General features: G+C 64.7%; 18 protein-coding genes. 7 read left to right on the top strand and 11 right to left on the bottom strand.

The window, feature by feature from the left end:
* Complete coding sequence (locus JY451_00315) at window positions 1–525, top strand: DUF937 domain-containing protein (GenBank protein ID QZH75124.1); 525 nt, start codon at window positions 1–3, stop codon at window positions 523–525.
* Here the strand turns inward: JY451_00315 and JY451_00310 are convergent.
* Window positions 522–683 (bottom strand): hypothetical protein, encoded by a 162-nt coding sequence (locus tag JY451_00310; GenBank protein QZH75123.1) that lies wholly within the window; start codon window positions 681–683, stop codon window positions 522–524. The genes JY451_00315 and JY451_00310 overlap by 4 nt on opposite strands.
* Before the next feature lie 234 nt (window positions 684–917).
* Window positions 918–2774, bottom strand: coding sequence for a DUF885 domain-containing protein (locus JY451_00305; protein ID QZH75122.1), 1857 nt, complete (start codon window positions 2772–2774; stop codon window positions 918–920).
* Window positions 2775–2851: 77 nt separating this feature from the next.
* Between JY451_00305 and JY451_00300 the strand changes: the two genes are divergently transcribed.
* Entirely contained in the window at window positions 2852–3061 is a 210-nt protein-coding gene (locus tag JY451_00300) for a hypothetical protein (GenBank protein QZH75121.1), read from the top strand.
* Window positions 3062–3070: 9 nt separating this feature from the next.
* Here the strand turns inward: JY451_00300 and JY451_00295 are convergent, their stop codons facing one another.
* On the bottom strand, window positions 3071–3754 hold the full coding sequence (locus JY451_00295; GenBank protein ID QZH75120.1) for a TonB family protein: 684 nt from the start codon (window positions 3752–3754) through the stop codon (window positions 3071–3073).
* A 258-nt stretch (window positions 3755–4012) separates the two neighbouring features.
* Window positions 4013–4669 (bottom strand): alpha/beta hydrolase, encoded by a 657-nt coding sequence (locus JY451_00290; GenBank protein ID QZH75119.1) that lies wholly within the window; start codon window positions 4667–4669, stop codon window positions 4013–4015.
* Window positions 4670–4796: 127 nt separating this feature from the next.
* Between JY451_00290 and JY451_00285 the strand changes: the two genes are divergently transcribed.
* The 4 genes from JY451_00285 to JY451_00270 all read left to right on the top strand — a co-directional run bounded on the left by JY451_00285 (window position 4797) and on the right by JY451_00270 (window position 8796).
* Window positions 4797–5879, top strand: a complete 1083-nt coding sequence (locus JY451_00285) for an aminotransferase class V-fold PLP-dependent enzyme (GenBank protein QZH75118.1) — start codon at window positions 4797–4799, stop codon at window positions 5877–5879.
* 127 nt (window positions 5880–6006) lie between these two features.
* On the top strand, window positions 6007–7086 hold the full coding sequence (locus JY451_00280) for an aminotransferase class V-fold PLP-dependent enzyme (protein QZH75117.1): 1080 nt from the start codon (window positions 6007–6009) through the stop codon (window positions 7084–7086).
* Window positions 7083–7421: a 2Fe-2S iron-sulfur cluster binding domain-containing protein gene (locus JY451_00275; GenBank protein QZH75116.1), complete on the top strand. Its 339-nt coding sequence runs from the start codon at window positions 7083–7085 to the stop codon at window positions 7419–7421. Before JY451_00280 ends, JY451_00275 begins: the two co-directional genes overlap by 4 nt.
* A gap of 88 nt (window positions 7422–7509) precedes the next feature.
* The gene (locus tag JY451_00270) at window positions 7510–8796 is read left to right on the top strand and encodes a class I SAM-dependent methyltransferase (protein ID QZH75115.1); all 1287 of its coding nucleotides are present in this window, start codon (window positions 7510–7512) and stop codon (window positions 8794–8796) included.
* 2 nt (window positions 8797–8798) lie between these two features.
* On the opposite strand, the gene JY451_00265 is transcribed toward JY451_00270, so the two are convergent.
* Together JY451_00265 and JY451_00260 are read right to left on the bottom strand one after the other, a co-directional pair.
* Window positions 8799–9776: a DUF4349 domain-containing protein gene (locus JY451_00265; GenBank protein ID QZH75114.1), complete on the bottom strand. Its 978-nt coding sequence runs from the start codon at window positions 9774–9776 to the stop codon at window positions 8799–8801.
* Window positions 9777–9885: 109 nt separating this feature from the next.
* Complete coding sequence (locus JY451_00260) at window positions 9886–10443, bottom strand: type 1 glutamine amidotransferase (protein QZH75113.1); 558 nt, start codon at window positions 10441–10443, stop codon at window positions 9886–9888.
* A gap of 104 nt (window positions 10444–10547) precedes the next feature.
* Between JY451_00260 and parC the strand changes: the two genes are divergently transcribed.
* Window positions 10548–12857, top strand: a complete 2310-nt coding sequence (gene parC, locus JY451_00255) for a DNA topoisomerase IV subunit A (GenBank protein QZH75112.1) — start codon at window positions 10548–10550, stop codon at window positions 12855–12857.
* 55 nt (window positions 12858–12912) lie between these two features.
* Here parC and JY451_00250 read toward each other — a convergent pair whose 3' ends face one another.
* The 5 genes from JY451_00250 to JY451_00230 form a co-directional block, all read right to left on the bottom strand.
* Entirely contained in the window at window positions 12913–13413 is a 501-nt protein-coding gene (locus JY451_00250; protein ID QZH75111.1) for a hypothetical protein, read from the bottom strand.
* A 190-nt stretch (window positions 13414–13603) separates the two neighbouring features.
* Window positions 13604–14818: a CCA tRNA nucleotidyltransferase gene (locus JY451_00245; GenBank protein ID QZH75110.1), complete on the bottom strand. Its 1215-nt coding sequence runs from the start codon at window positions 14816–14818 to the stop codon at window positions 13604–13606.
* On the bottom strand, window positions 14811–15413 hold the full coding sequence (locus JY451_00240; GenBank protein ID QZH75109.1) for a CoA pyrophosphatase: 603 nt from the start codon (window positions 15411–15413) through the stop codon (window positions 14811–14813). Before JY451_00240 ends, JY451_00245 begins: the two co-directional genes overlap by 8 nt.
* Window positions 15410–15958, bottom strand: a complete 549-nt coding sequence (locus JY451_00235; GenBank protein ID QZH75108.1) for a DUF1285 domain-containing protein — start codon at window positions 15956–15958, stop codon at window positions 15410–15412. Before JY451_00235 ends, JY451_00240 begins: the two co-directional genes overlap by 4 nt.
* A 23-nt stretch (window positions 15959–15981) precedes the next feature.
* Entirely contained in the window at window positions 15982–16503 is a 522-nt protein-coding gene (locus JY451_00230; protein ID QZH75107.1) for an N-acetyltransferase, read from the bottom strand.
* Window positions 16504–16547: the final 44 nt, after the last annotated feature.

The raw sequence follows: 16547 nt of genomic DNA, 5'->3' as shown, positions 1-16547 counted from the left end.
GTGAGCCTCGCGCAGATGCTGCAGCAGACCGGCGTCATCGAAAGCATGGCGCGGGAACTTAACATCGATGAGGCGACGGCGCGCACCGGGGCGGGGGCCTTGCTCCCCGCCATCGTTGCGGGAGTAGGCCGTGCTTCGACGACCGGTGGCGCGGGCGGTGGTAGCTCCGATCCGCTGGGCGGTCTGGGCGGGCTGGCGGGAGCGATCCTCGGCGGCGGGGGCGGCGGCCTGCTCGACGCGGTGCTCGGCCCGAAGCCCACGCCGGTGGAGCAGGGCAACGACATTCTCGGCAATATCTTCGGCACCAAGGATGTCAGCCGCTCGGTTGCAGGCGAAGTCGCCGCAGTGACCGGGCTGGATGAGAACCTGCTCAAGCGGATGCTGCCGATCCTCGCGATGGCGGTGATGGGCTATCTCGCGCGGCAGGGCCAGCAGCAGGGCGGCGGCGCGGCTGAATCCGCTTCGGGAGGCGGCGCTCTCGGCGGAATTCTCGGCGCTATCGTGGGCGGCCTCGCTCGCCGCTAGGGAGCAAGCACTGCGTGGACGCTTCCGAACAGCCCCAGACCGATCAGCATGGCAGCGCCGCCGCGTGAGGCGAGGCGCTGCCACGCGATCTGGGTATCGGGGATCAGGAACAGCAACATCACGCCCATGGCGGCGATCACAATGAATGTCGTCAACATAGGCAAACCCTTCTTCAACGGGTTGGCCTGAGATTCAGCCCCGGATGGTTAAGTTCGGGTTATCGGTTATGGATAGCGTCGGGTTAACGACCTAAGCCACGCAATTGCGGGCAAACTATTTTCCGCTCCGTTTCTTCGTCACCCCGGACTTGTTCCGGGGTCCCGCTTATAACGGCGCAGGAAAGCGGGACCCCGGCTCGGTGGCCGGGGTGACGATGGGGCTTAAGGGTATCGCTAAACCACACTCCCGCCAGCGATGTAGCGTCCGATATTGCCCCCCAGCACGTCGAGCGGGGCATTGCCGCCATCCACCACCGCCTGGTTGAAATCGCGCAGGTCGTAGGCGCTGCCCAGTTCGGCCATCGCCCGCTCGCGCTGGCGCAGGATCTCCAGCTTGCCGACCATGTAGCCGGTCGCCTGTCCCGGCCAGCTGCAATAGCGATCGACTTCATTTTCGACCTGCTCGCGCTTGTTGCCGTTCCGCTCCATGAAGAAGCGGATCGACTGGTCGCGGCTCCAGCGCTTGTGATGCAGTCCGGTATCGACGACGAGGCGGCAGGCGCGGAAGGCGGCGTCCTGAAGGTAGCCGAGCCGCCAGGCCGGATTCTCGTCATAGGCACCCAGTTCGTCCGCCAGTTGCTCGGCATAGAGCGCCCAGCCTTCGGAGAAGGAATTGAAGGCGAGGATCGAGCGGATCAGCGGCAACTGGTTCGAATACTCACCCTCCCAGACATGGCCGGGAATCGCCTCGTGATGGGTGAGCGTCGGCAGGTCATACCGCCGGTGCAAATCGGTGGAGCGCAGGTTGATCCACATCTTGCCCGGCACCGTGCCGTCCACACTGCCCGCGCCGCCATAGGCGGTGGGCGCGCCGGGTTCCTCTGCCGGGGGCAGGCGGCGCACTTCCAGATTGCCCGCCGCCAGCCGCCGGAACGCGCGCGGCATCTGTCCGCGAATCCATTCCACCCGCTCCTGGATGAAGGCCATGATCTCGGCGCGGCCCGGATCGCCTTCGGCAAACATGAAGCGCGGGTCTTCGGAAAGCGAGGTCATCCGGTCCCCCACGCTCCCTTCGGTGTAGCCGATGTCGCGCAGGATCGGGTCCATCTGCGCGTGGATTTGCTCCAGCGTGGCGAGGCCCAGTTCGTGGATCTCGTCCGGCCCCATCGTGGTGGTCGTGCTCGATTTGAGCGACCAGGCATACCATTCGTCCCCGCGCGGCTGCGCCCAGATGCCCGGATCGCTACCCGCCACCGCCCGTTGCGCCTGCAATTCGGCAAGCTGCGCTTCCAGCGCGGGAGCAACCTGCCCGGTGACGATAGCCTGCGCGCGCGCCTGCCAGTCTCCCGCAATTCCCTCCTCCGCCGTGCGCCGCGTCAGCGATTCGACCAGCGCCCCGCCGCCCATGGCATCGGTCAGGGTGCTGCGCATCTGGTCGATCGCCTTGTCGAGCAGGAAATCGGGCGGCACCACGCCCATGGCGCGGGCGGCCTGGATCCGTTCGAGTTCGCCCATGAGCACACCGGGAATTTCCTCCAGCCGCGCGATATAGGCTTCGGCATCGAGCGCGTTGGCAATCGGGTGGTCCGAGTCCATGAAGCGCGGCAGATCGATATAGGCGCCGACGTTCTGGATCACCGCATAGGGCGCGGTGCGCCAGCTGCCGACCGGGATGTCGCCGTAGGGCAGGGCAAAGCCTTCCACCGCGGTGGCATAGGCGCTTTCCACCACTTCGAAGCTGGTGCGGGTGGCGGGATCGAGCCCGTCCTTGGGGAAGGCGCGCACGCGGGCGAGATCGGCGCTGAGCGTGGCGGCCTGCGCGTCGCGCCCGGCCTGCGAGGCATCGCCAAGCTGGCGGCGCAGCGCGGCGTGGACGCCGGTATCGACGCCCAGCCCGGTTGCGCGGGTCGGTTCGTGCCGCAAAAGGTTCCACGCCACATCGTCGAGCAGCGCCTGCGCCGCGCTTTGGTCGGCTACGGGAGCTAGCGTTGGCGCAGTGACGCATCCGGGCAGGACGGCAAGCGCGGTGGTGGAACCCAGCGCGCCGATGAAGGCGCGGCGGGAAAGCGGGAGGTCGAAGCTGTTGTGCATGGGTGGATGGTTGCCGATGCAACCTCCTCCCGTCAAGCGGGCTGGCGAGGCTCTGGCTCTCGCGCTAGGAATGGGCGATGTTCGATTTCATCGTCTCGCTCGTGATCCTTGCCGCCGTGGCGCTGGCGGCGGGAGCGGTGGTGCTCTATCGCAAGGGCATTACCAAGCAGGCGCTGCTGATGGGCGTGCTCGCCTTCGTGATGATCGCCAATGCGGCGATCTGGCTGGTCCCGACTGCGGACGGCGACTCGCTGGCCGATGCCGCCGCCCGCGACGGGGAGGAATAGGGGCCAGCCCTATTCCGGGATCTGCCAGGTGACGCTGCCGGTATAGGTCCCGACCACGCGTTCGCCCCGGTTGTTGGTGGCCGGATCGAAGCGTGCGCGGCGCTCGATCAGGCGGCAGGTCGCGGTGTCGAGGCTGGCGTGCCCGGTGCTGCTGGTGATTTCGCAGGCATCGACCCGCCCGTTGCTGCCGACGACGAGACGATAGCGCGCGGTGCCTTCGCGTTCGCGGGTTAGGTTCGAGCGCGAATAGTCGTCGGTGGTGATCCAGCTCTGCATATTGTTCGCCGGGCGTGCAGCGACCGGGGTGAAGGCAGGCGTTGGCGCGGGCGAGGCGACCGGGCCGGGGGTGGAACTGGGCCGGGGCGGGATGACGATGCGGGTGACTTCGGATGAGTCGTTAGAAACTGGCGGCATCGGAATCGGCGGGAGCGGCGTCAGGACGATCGGCGGGGTCGGGTTCTGCGGAGCGACATAGACTGACGTGTCCGCCGGTTCCGGGATCGGGTCGTCAGGCAGCGGCGGGGGATCGAGCTTGACCTCGGTGCCCGTGATCGGCGGTGGCGCAGGTTGCAGCACCTCTTTCACTGCCAGCCCGAGCACCAGCCCGGCACCCAGCAAGGCGTGGATCGCGATTACCCAAGCCGCGGCCTTGGTGCGGGCGGCGGGGTCTGCTCCTGCGTCGATGTAGGCCATTGAACATCTCCTCTCACAGTAATGTTATACTGTTACATACTGCGGAGTGATTGGGCTGGCAAGAAGTGTTTAGCGGGCCTGAAGGAGGCTCTACCCTGAAGAATGAATTTTCCGTCGTCATTGCGAGGAGCCGAAGGCGACGCGGCAATCCATCTCCTGCCATGGCCTGCAATTGCCACAGCGGGAGATGGATTGCTTCGCTTCGCTCGCAATGACGAGATTGAGGCGCCTTCGCGGGAACTCAGACGCAGCGCAAAATCAGGTGATCGGGCAGGCCGGATCGAGGCGGAAGTCGAGGTAATTGTCGACCGAGCGCATCAGCTCTTCCTGCTCGTTCTCGAAGAAGTGATTCGCGCGCGGGATTTCGTCGTGGTGGATTGTGATGTGCTTCTGCGTGCGCAGTTTTTCCACCAGCTTGGTCACCGATTGCGGCTGCACCACCGTATCCCCGGTGCCCTGCACGAAGATCCCGCTGGCGGGGCAGGGGGCAAGGAACGAGAAATCGTACATGTTCGCCGGCGGGGCGATCGAGATGAAGCCGCGGATTTCCGGGCGGCGCATCAGCAACTGCATCCCGATCAGCGCGCCGAAGCTGACGCCCGCAACCCAGGTCACTTGCGCTTCGGGATGGATCGACTGCACCCAGTCGAGCGCGCTCGCCGCATCGGACAGCTCGCCGATGCCGTTGTCGAAACTGCCCTGGCTGCGGCCGACGCCGCGGAAATTGAACCGCAGCGTCGCGAATCCACGGTTGACGAAGGTCTTGTAAAGGCTCTGCACGATCCGGTCGTTCATCGTCCCCCCGCCCTGCGAATGCGGGTGCAGGATCATGGCAACGGGTGCGCGCGGGCGCGGACCGGGGGAGAAACGACCTTCGAGACGGCCTTCGGGGCCGGGGAAAATGACGTGCGGCATGGGCGATTGGGGCCTTGCAGAATGGGTTGACGCGCACGCACGCTGGCGCGGCGGAAGTGCGCGGCTATATAGGGATCATGCCGCATTTCGCAATTGTTCCGTTGGCCAGAGCCTGATCGGTCCGAAGATGGCCCGCATCTACCTCGATCATGCCGCCACCTCGCCGCTGCGCCCCGAAGCGAAGGCGGCGATGGAGGAGGGGTTTGCCCTGTGGGCCAATCCCTCATCCCCGCACGCCGAGGGCCGCCGGGCGCGCGCGGCGCTGGAGGATGCTCGCGAGCGGTGCAAGACGGCGCTGGGGTGGGACGGGGAGCTGATCTTTACTTCAGGGGCGAGTGAGGCTCTCTCGATCGCTTTGCAGCGCGCCAAGGTGGATCGCCGGATCGTCAGCGCGGTCGAACACGACGCGGTGTTCCGCGCGGCACCGGATGCGGAGGTGGTGCCGGTTGCAAAGGTCGATTTCGAGTACGAACTCGACCCTGACTTGCTCGCAACGGCCTTGGCGAAAGGCGGCAAGCCGATTGTCGCCATGCAAGCAGTGAATTCCGAAACCGGATCGCAATTCGGTTCGTTCATCCGCATCAAGCTGATTGAGACAGTTCACGACGCGGGCGGTCTTGTGGTGTCGGACTGTAGCCAGTCGCTGGGAAATCCTCCGCCGCACGGCGTGGACCTAGCCGTTTATTCGGCGCACAAGCTCGGTGGACCTGTGGGTGTCGGTGCCCTCCTGGTGCGTGATTTTGCGATGCTTGAGCCGATAGGCGGGCATGAACGTGGCTATCGAATGGGGACGGAGAACCTTCCTGCTGCATTGGGATTCGCGGCGGCGTTGGAGGCAGGTAAGGCGGAACCATTCGACCGAGGACACCATGGAGCATGGCAAACGTCGCTTGAAGATCAGCACGCTTTCAAGGCTCAGCTTTGGAAAGCGGGCGAAGTGCTGCACTACGGGGATAAATCCCCGCATATTATCCCAGTTGCCCACCCCACCATGTCCGCGCAGGCGCTGCTGATCCGGCTCGATGCGATGGGCTTTGCGGTTTCCGCTGGTAGTGCCTGCTCATCGGGTTCGCTCAAACCCAGCCGCGTCCTGATGGCGTTCGGGGTGGACGAGGATACTGCGCGGCGGACGATCCGTGTTTCGCTAGGGTGGAATACCACGCCTGAAGAACTTGATGCCTTTGCGGAGACTTGGCGGAGCTTGTGTTAATTCCCTTCGTCACCCCGGACTTGATCCGGGGTCCCGCTGATCTTTGCCCTATTCAGCGTTAGAAAATCGGGATCCCGGATCAAGTCCGGGATGACGTAGGGGGCGCGGTGCGCCATAGACGCGCGCCATGATATACCTCGATTACCAGGCCACTACTCCGCTTGCACCCGAAGCGCGGGAGGCGATGTTGCAATGGCTCGGCGGGCCGGGCGACATGACCTTCGGCAACCCCCACTCGCCCCACCGCATGGGCCGCATGGGCGCTGCCGCGGTGGAACTGGCGCGCGAGCAGGTTGCGGCGCTGTTTCCTCCCGGCGGGCGCGTGGTGTTTACCGGCAGCGCCTGCGAGGCCGTGACCCTGGCGATGAAGGGCTGCATGGCCGTCCGCGCTGGGGAGCGGCTGGCCTACAGCGCCATCGAACACGCGACCGTGGTGGAGAATGCCCGTGCGCTGGGAAACTGGGTGGAACTTCCAGTCGACCGCCAAGGCATCGTCGATCTTGAAGCCGCATTCCCGCAGCGGATCGGATTGCTCGCGGTGATGCAGGTCAACAACGAGATCGGCACGATCCAGCCCATCGCTGAACTGGTGGCCAAGGCGCGTGCGGAAGGCGCGCAGGTACTGGTGGATGCGGTGCAGGCGGCGGGCAAGTTTCCGCTCGCGGAAGCCGACATGATCGCGATATCGGCGCACAAGCTCCACGGGCCGAAGGGGATCGGTGCGCTGTGGGTGCGGGACGGGGTAAAACTTGTCCCGCTGGTCGAGGGTGGCCTGCAGGAAGGTATCCGCTCCGGCACCCTCAGCCCCGCGCTCTGTGCCGGGTTCGGCGCGGCGGCTGCACTGGCGCTCGAACGGCGTGAGGAAGACGCTGCGCACGTCGAAGCGCTGTGGAACTGTGCGCGTGAACTGTTCGCCGACTGGACGCTCAACGGCAGCGCAGAAGCCCGGAACCACGGCAACCTCAGCATCCGCCGGGACGGCCTCGACGTCGCCCGTCTGATGTCCGACTGCCGCGACGTGATGTTCTCTGCGGGTTCTGCCTGCGCCAGCGGATCGGGCAAGACCAGCCATGTGCTCAAGGCGATCGGGCTCAGCGATGCGCAGGCGAAAAGCACCATCCGCCTCGGCTTCGGCCGCTACACAACGCGCGAGGAGCTTGAACAAGCCGCCGCAATCATCAATAATGCTGCAACGCAACAAGGATGAGCGCCATCAAGGTCACTTTCATCACCCGCAACGGCGACAAGGTGGAGGCGCAGGCCAAGCCCGGCGACCGCCTGCTCGAAGTTGCTCAGGCGGCGGGGATGCCGCTTGAAGGCACCTGCGAAGGGCAGATGGCCTGTTCCACCTGCCATGTCATCGTTGCGCGCGAATGGTTCGTGAAACTGCCCGATGCGGCAGAGGAGGAAGAGGACATGCTCGACCTCGCCGCCGATGTGCAGGCCACCAGCCGCCTCTCCTGCCAGATCGTGCTGGGCGAGGAACTCGACGGGCTTACCGTGCGTATTCCCTCGGACTCTGTGGATGCCCAATCGTTCTGACCAGTGGTTGTGCCGAAGAGATAGTGTTGGCTTAGGTTAAGCAAGGCTCGTACATGGGCACCTACCCCCCACGATCCGGATAATAGTGATGACATCGCGCAACGCCACCCCCTTGCGGGCCCTGGAAGACGACGGCGCGGGCGAATATTCCCCCGCGAGCTCGTTCTCCGATACCGCCTATCGCCTCGCATTCGGAGTGATCGGCTGGCCCTGGCTGTTGTTCAGCCTGTGGGGCGGGACACAGGCGAGCAAGCGCGCGCTGCTGAAGCGGGTGGACCTGCGCGACGATGCGCTCCCCAATCTGGGCAGCTGGAAAGCCGACACCGGATTCCTGCACCGGATCGTCGATGCAGTGGAACAACTACGCCCCGCCACGGTGGTGGAACTGGGGGCGGGAGCCAGCACGTTGGTCTGTGCTCGCGCGCTGGAATTGAACGGCGGCGGCCAGCTACACAGTTTCGATCAGCACGCCGGGTTCGTCGATGCCACGCGGCAGTGGCTGCGCGAGGAAGGCGTTTCGGCACGGCTCGAGCATGCGCCGCTCCGCGCGCAAGTGCCCGGCTGGCCGGGCGTCTGGTACGATCTGGCCGATGTGCCGGAAAAGATCGACCTGCTGATAATCGACGGTCCGCCGTGGGTGGTGCATCCCTATGTGCGCGGGGCGGCGGAGGTTCTGTTCGACCGGCTGACCCCGGGCGGCATGGTGCTGCTGGACGATGGCGCACGGCCCGGCGAACGGATCGTCGCGAATCGCTGGCGCGAAAACTGGCCCCATATCCGCTTCGAGCGGGTGGCTGGCAGTACCAAGGGCACGCTGGTGGGGCGCAAGCTGCACAGTGCTGACGTGTTGACTTTTCCCTCGCGCGAGAAGCGCCGGCCGATTGCAGGCTGGCGGCGCGCGGCAATGATCGCGGGGGCGTTCGCAGTTGGCTGGCTGGCCAACGACATGTCCGGCCGCACCGAAGCTGCGCGGGCGGAAACGCTGATCGAGGAGGCCGATGCCTCCTACGTTGCGACGATGGCGCGACACCGGATGAACTCCCTGCCCCAGATTCCCGAGCTCGACCGAGCGGAAATTGCCCGTGCAACCTCCATCGACCTGCCCCAGGTCCCAATCGGTTGGGCGCTTGAGGATGTGCAGGTCTACCCTTCCGATCTCGGTGTGGCGGTGACATTGTTGATGCGGACGCAGCAGGGCGAAACCGTCTCCCTGTTCGCCACCCGCGCGGAAACCCCGGCGGAAAAGCTGCCGCTGCTCGAACGCCACGAAGGCCGGGCGCTTGCCTACTGGGAAGCCGGTCCCTTTGCCTATGCGCTCACGGGCGAACTGGAAGCGGAGCGGGTGCTGACGCTGGCGGCGGCGCTGGCGGAGTAGGGTTAAGGAGCTTCGGTTGTCGGTGCGGACTTGCTAATTTCGCGCCCTCGCCAACGTCTCCACAGCCATCGCAGACCGAACAAGAAGGCGCTGATCGGGATCAGTGCTACCGAGATATAGATCAGCGAAGCGATCACGACACCTAGTGTCGAACCTATAGCGCCAAAGGCGTAAGCAATCGGTGCCCAAAAGCCGACCGTGTACTGCCCCATTTCCGGATCGTATTCGATGCTGACTTCCGAAAACGCCACGCGATTGCGCATGTTTTCGAGCCGCGAGGTGGCAGCGTCGATCTCTTCGTTGACCTCTGCAACGCCGCGCTCGGCCTCCACCAGATCGCCCACCGAGCCTTGCCGCGTGCGCAGAACTTCCATCAGTCGATCACGGAGCAGCCGCCGCGCTGCGAGCCGCGCTTCGGTGTCGATGATGTCGTCAGTCAGGTCCTCACCGGAAATGCCGAACGATATCTGCTCCGCATCGACACCATCGGTAGCCGTATTGAGCGCTTGTCCGAACTCCTCCACGCGGTCTGCCGCGACCTGCATTTCCATCCGGCCATAGGCATAGTCGTCATTGCCCGACTGGGAGAGCGAGAGTGTACGACAAGCATCGCCTAGCGATTGGCACAACGCGCGATGGCGTTCCTGAAGCGTTGGCAGATCATTTGCCTCGACCTGAAAACCCCACGAATAGGCGTAGGCGATCTGGGTATCCGTAACGGCATTATCGGATGATGCATTGCTTGTCCCGCTTTCAACCACTGCCGCGGCTCGGCGTGCTGCCTCATTGCCCGATCCATAAATTGTCGGCCCTGTTTCCATGGCCTCATAAAATCCGAATTCGGCCGCAGGAGCGGCATCGCCTGCCGCGTACTCCAGGTTGTCAACCTGCTCGCGCGGCGATTTTTCTTCTGCACATCCAGCCAAAGCAAGTGACGCACAAAAGACAAATGTTTGGAATCTCATTTTCGCTCCCCTCACCTCGCAGCGTGACAATGCACCGCCCCACGGTCAATCCAAAAGGCCCCGCCGCATTGCTGCGACGGGGCCTTCCGAAGCCCGATATCCGGGGGGAGGGGGGAGGGGTGGATCAGGCGGCTTCGAGAGACCCGGAGGCCTCCAGCTGTCGTTCCAGAAGTTCGATCAGCGCCTTGGTGAACGCGGGGATATCGTCCGGGTTCCGGCTGGTGACCAGATTACCGTCGACCACGGCTTCCTCGTCCACCACGGTGCCGCCGGCATTGGCGAGATCGGTGCGGAGCGAAGGCCAGCTGGTGACCTCGCGGCCATCGACAATATCGGCTTCGATCAGCAGCCAAGGGGCATGGCAGATCGCGGCGATCGGCTTTCCGGCATCGTCGAAATCGCGGACCAGCTGCACGGCCTTTTCATTCATCCGCAGGATGTCCGGGTTGATCTGTCCGCCGGGCAGCACCAGCGCGTCGAAATCGGCAGCTTCGGCCTCGTCGAGGCTCATGTCGACTTCGACCGGGCTACCCCAGTCTTTGTCGTCCCAGCCGGTGATCTGGCCGTCTTCCGGGCTGACGACGACGGTTTCATAACCGGCATCTTCCAGCCGCTGTTTGGGGCCTTCCAGTTCGGACTGTTCGAAACCATTGGTGGCGAGGATCATGATACGTTGTGCCATGAGCGCATTCCTTTTCGTAATTTGGGGTTCGCCTCCATAACGGGTGGGGAAATCGGTTGGTTCCGCGCTGTCCGCTGAATGGAGACAGTGTTAGGGCCAGCCGCATGTCCCCACCCATCGATTTTGCTGACGACAGCGGTGATGCCGAACAGGGCATCGTGCGCGAACCGTTCGAAAGCGCGCTCTCCAGCCGCTATCTCGTCTATGCCCTGTCCACCATCACCGCGCGCTCGCTCCCCGATCTGCGCGACGGGCTGAAGCCGGTCCACCGCCGCCTGCTGTGGACGATGCGCCAACTGCGGCTCTCGCCGGACCAGGCGTTCAAGAAAAGCGCGCGGGTCGTGGGCGACGTGATCGGCAAGTATCACCCGCACGGCGACGTGGCGGTTTACGACGCGATGGTGCGGCTCGCGCAGCCGTTCACGCTGCGCTATCCGCTGGTGGAGGGGCAGGGTAATTTCGGCAATGTGGACGGCGATAACGCCGCCGCCTACCGCTACACCGAAGCCCGGTTGACCCGCACCGCCATGCACCTGATGGCGGGGTTGGACGAGGGCACCGTCACTTTCGTGCCGACCTACAACGGCGAGGAGGAAGAGCCCGAGCTGATGCCGGGGCTGTTCCCCAACCTGCTCGCCAACGGGGCCAGCGGTATCGCGGTGGGCATGGCTACCTCCATTCCCAGCCATAATGTCGCCGAAGTGCTCGATGCCGCCGAACTGGTGCTGTTCAACAAGGATGTCACCCACGCCGAGCTGATGGAGGTATTCCACGGCCCCGATTTCGCCACCGGCGGGCTGGTGGTGGACTCAGCCGAAGCGATTTCCCACGCCTATGCCACCGGGCGCGGATCCTTCCGGGTGCGCGGGCGGTTCCATGCGGGGGAGGCGGACAACGAGGCGGACCGCGAGGCGGGGATCGAGCGGCAGAAGGGCGGCGGATACCAGCTCGTCATTTCCGAAATCCCCTACCAGGTGCCCAAGAGCAAACTGATCGAGCAGATCGCCGCTGCCATTGCCGACAAGAAGCTGCCGATCCTCGAAGACGTGCGCGACGAAAGCGACGAGCAGATACGCATCGTCCTCGTCCCGCGCAGCCGCAACATCGACCCGGACCTGCTCAAGGAATCGGTCTACAAGCTGACTGATCTCGAGACCCGCTTCAGCCTCAATCTCAATGTGCTCGATCACACCCGCACGCCGATGGTGATGGGGCTCAAGGAACTGCTCACCCACTGGGTGGCGCACCAGATCGACATCCTCCAGCGCCGTGCGACGCACCGGCTGGCGAAGATCGCCGACCGGCTGGAACTGCTCGAAGGCTATATCATCGCCTTCCTCAACCTCGACCGGGTGATCGAAATCATCCGCTATGAGGACGATCCCAAGGCCGTGATGATGGCCGAATTCTCGCTGACCGACCGGCAGGCCGAAGCGATCCTGAACATGCGGCTGCGCTCCCTGCGCAAGCTGGAAGAAATGGAACTTCGCCGCGAGAAGGACGCGCTGCTGAAGGAGAAGGAAGAGCTCGACGCGCTGCTCGCCAGCCCGATCAAGCAGCGGAACCGGCTGAAGCGCGACATGGCCGCGCTGCGCAAGGAGTACGGCGAGGACACGCCGCTCGGCCGCCGCCGCACCACGATTGCCGAGGCCACCACCACGGTCGAATTCGATCCCGATGCGATGATCGAGAAGGAACCCGTCACCGTGGTGCTCAGCCAGAAGGGCTGGGTGCGCGGGGCGCGCGGGCATGTCGATCTGGGCAAGGATGGCGCGGGCGATTTCAAGTACAAGGAAGGCGACGGCCCGGCCTTCGCACTGCATTGCCAGACCACCGACAAGCTGCTGATCGCTTGCGATGACGGGCGGTTCTTTACCCTGGGCGCGGACAAGCTGCCGGGCGCACGCGGCTTCGGCGAACCGCTGCGCAATACATTAGACATCGATGCATCGGCGCGGATTATCGCCCTGATCGTGCATCAGAAGGACAAGCAATTGCTGCTCGCCTCGACGCTCGGCAAGGGGTTCGTCGCGCTGACCGACGAACTGCTCGCCGAAACCCGCAAAGGGCGGCAGGTGGTGAACCTGAAGCAGGGGGTGAAGCTGAACGTGGCCCGCGCCGTGGCCCCCGCGCACGATCATGTTGCCGTGGTGGGGGACAACCGCAAGCTGGTAGTCTTCGCGCTGGAGGAAATGCCGGTGATGAGCCGCGGGCAGGGCGTTACCCTGCAACGCTACCGCGACGGCGGCCTCTCCGATGCGACGACCTTCACGCTGGCGGACGGGCTGAGCTGGGCTATGGGCGGAGATAGCGGCCGTACCCGCACCGAAAATGATATCGGGATGTGGAAGGTGGCGCGCGGTGCGGCGGGCCGACTGCCGCCGCAGGGGTTCCCGAAGGATAACCGCTTCTGACAATCAAAAGGGGCCGCCGGATCGCTCCGGCGGCCCCTCGTGACGACTGAAAAGCTCAGCCCTGTGCTTGCGACATGGCCGCCATGATGTCCGCCATATTGGCCAGCACGATCAGATTGCCTTCGGGATCGACACCGAAAAGGTTGATCGGCAGCGCCAGCGGTGTGTCGGCGTGGTTCACTACGACGGCGTCGGCGTTGATCTCCTCGACTGTACCGAGATCCTGGGCATCGGCCGTCATGACCGAGGCGCCGACAACCAGCGCGGCGGTAAGCGCAGCTTCCTGTTCGGCGACGAGCTGTGCCCAGCTGGCATCGAGTTCAGCCTTTGTAGTGTTGAGCGTCCACACGCCTTCACGCTGGGCGAAGGCATCTGGGCCAAGTGGCACCTGCTGCGCGCCCGTATCGACGACAATGGTTGTGCCATCGTTGGAGAGGACGGTGCCGATTGCGGCATCATCATTGCCCATCACGGTCGCGCCGACATCCTGCGCCATGGCAGGCGCGGCAAAGGTGGTTGCTGCGACAGCAGCGGCGGCGAGGGTAAAGCGGTTCATAAAAATTCCTTTTGTCCGAGCGACGCCAGCGGCGCACGGGTTCAAATCCAATCCGACGTTGTCGGACGAGGTGAAACGGGAAGCACACCCGAAAGGGTAGACATATTGGGAGACTGAAAGCCTCAAAACCCGTCGTATGGGGTTATGGCAGAGCCCCATGAACCCTGCCTGCACCATCAACTCTTTCAACTCAACCCCGAGGATCGGGTTCCCGGGTGGCGCTTCGGTCCGATAATTCGGCGTCCAGCAGCGCGAGAACGCGCGAACGATCAGGAAATTGCTCGGCGATCCAGCGGGTTTCGACGGCGCGCAGGACGCGGGAAACCTCCGGTCCGGCAGAGACTCCGCGGGCGACGATCTCCCCGCCTTTCATTGGAAAAACAGGTATTTGCCAGCCATTTATCGAATCAAGCGGCAGGTTGCCCAGCAGCAGCAGGTCACGGGCGACCTGATGGCCCTCGCGATAGGCGAGTACGCGCGCGCCTTCTCGCGCGCCTTCTGACGTGCTGTTGCGTTCGGCGAGACGAGCGAGATGCTTCCGCTGTGCGACGGACAGACGCAACCGTGCGGCGACCTGTTCCGCGTTTTTCGGCTGCGGTGGCAGGAGAGCGGCTAAACGGCGGATTGCCGAGGGTTCAATCTCTTGCGCAGCCTCGTGTGCGACCAGTCCCTTAAATGCCTTCAAGCCTTCGTGAGTGACTTCGGGAAGCACCACGGGCAACACGCCACACGCATGCATCCGCGCCAAGGTTTCGTGCGGATCGGGAAGGGCGAGGATCGCCAGCAGTTCCGAGGCCACCCGCTCGCGGCTCAGCCCCTTGAGCATCGGCGCCAGCTCGGCGCAGGCTTCTTCGCCCTCCGCGTCGAGTCTTGCCCCGAAACGTGCCTGAAAGCGGTAATAGCGCAGGATCCGCAGGTGATCCTCGCGAATTCTTTCGCGCGCCTCGCCGATAAAGCTCACCCGCCGAGCCGCCAGATCGTCCAGCCCGCCGAACCAGTCGGCAATCTCCAGTGTGTTGGGTTCGGCATATAGCGCATTGATCGTGAAATCGCGCCGTGCGGCATCGTCCCGCCAGTCGCTGGCGAAAGCGACTGTTGCGCGGCGACCATCGGTGGAAACGTCTTTGCGCAGGGTGGTGACCTCGACGGGGCCACCAGCGAGCAGCGCAGTGACGGTGCCGTGATCGATTCCGGTCGGGACGGTCCTGATCCCCGCCTGCTTCAGCCGAGCGATCACTTCGTCGGGGACCAGCGGGGTGGCGGCATCAATGTCCTTTACCGGCAGTTCCAGCAGCGTATCGCGCACCGCCCCGCCGACCCAGCGGACATTTGCCGCGCCCAATGCCGCGACCAGTTGCGCGAGGTCCGCGCGCTTGGTCCATTCCGCTGCGGGAAGCCTAGCCATCGACCAGTTCCTCCCACGCCAGCCGATGCGAGAGGTTGACGATGATCCCGGCAGTGATCCCCCAGATCCGGTGCCCCTGCCATTCGATTTCGGTATAGGGCCGCTCGTGCCCCATGAAGAGGCCGACCTTGGCGACATGGTTTCGCTGGTCGAGAACGTGGCGCAGCGGCACTTCGAACCAGCCGTCCACTTCGCGCGGATCGGGTGTGATCGGCAGATCGGGCGGGATCAGCCCGAGCACGGGGGTGAGATTGAATCCGGTGCCGGTAACGAAACTCTGCGCCGCGCCCACCACCTGCACCTGCGCGGGTTCGATGGACAGCTCTTCCTCTGCCTCTCGCAAGGCCGCGGCCACGGCATCCTCGCCGGGTTCGAGCTTGCCGCCGGGAAAGGCGATCTGGCCCGGATGATTGACCATCGTTTCCGGTCGCCGGGTGAGCAGCAGTCCGGGATCCGCGCGACTGGTCACCGCCATCAGCACGGCAGCATCGCGCAACGGCTGGCGGGCGAAATCGCTATCATCGCGCAGACCCTCGTAGCCGATGTGGTGGCTGGCATCGAACAGGCGGGCAAGGCGAGTGAACAGGCTGCTCATGCAGGCACCAGCGAGAATGTGCTGCCTTGGCTGCTGACTTTCGGCTCCCCCCCTGATGCCAGTGCCAGCTCCGCCAGTTGCAGCCATGTCGAGCGGTTGAGCCGCGCCTCGCAGCCGTGGCGTACGGTGAGGTAGACGGCGGGCGCCTCGGGATCGCCTGCCGAGCGCAGGGGGTTGTCCGGCCCGGCCAGCACCAGTTCGTCGGTGTTCAGGCGGAAGGCGAGGGCGTCGTCTGCTTCCCGCATATCCACCGCGATAAATGCAGCATCCTCAACCACGATCGACTGGCGACAATGCGGCGTCATCAGCCAGTGCTGCCCGCTTTCGTCGCGCAGCAGCAGGCTGGCAAAGGCGCGCACCATCGCCGGGCGGGTGATCGGGCGGCCTTCGTGGAACCAGGTCCCGTCCGCCGCAATCCGCATCTGGCTATCGATCGTCTCGGGCGGATCCCACTGTTCCACCGGCGGCAGCTTGCGCGCGGCGACCAGTTCGGCGACCTGCGCGAGCGACAGTCCGGCAAGTTCAGGAGGCGGTTCGTACGGCATCGAATCATCGATGCCAGAGCCGCCTAACCAATCCAAGGGCCGAGCGTGCCTTGTGCCGGAAGAATGGCAGGATTTGCCGCGCGCACCAGCAGGCGGCGCTGCTCGTATGGGCCGGGGAGTGTCCAGCCCTGTGCCGGGGCGGCGAAGAAGCCGAAGCGTTCGTAGAATTCCGGGTCGCCGATCATCACCTGTGGCAGCGGTGCGGCCGGATCGATAGCGCCCGCCGTGGCCGCCATCAGCGCATGGCCGAAGCCTTCCCCCTGCCGTTCGGGCACCACCGCGACCGGGCCGACCATCAGCATCGGGTGGCGGCGGCCAGTGCCGTCGGTCAGCGCTACCGGCCACACCTGGATCGTGCCAACCAGCATTTCCTCCGCATCGAGCGCCGCAAAGCTGAGCGCGGGGAGCCATTCGGTGCCTTCGCGTACCTGATAGGCAGTGCGGCCATGGCGATCGGGTCCGAAGGCTCGATCGAGCAGAAGCTCGATCATCGGCGGATCGACTTGTCCCAGCGGAATCAGGGTGGCGGTGGCGGCATCAGTCATGGAGGCGCGCCGATAGGGGCGGGCGCTCCCCCGCGCAATTGTTT

It is taken from the genome of Erythrobacter sp. (genome assembly GCA_019739335.1).
GTDB lineage: Bacteria > Pseudomonadota > Alphaproteobacteria > Sphingomonadales > Sphingomonadaceae > Alteraurantiacibacter.
Note: the sequence above shows the minus strand (reverse complement) of the source record. Positions and strands in the feature narration are given on the sequence as shown.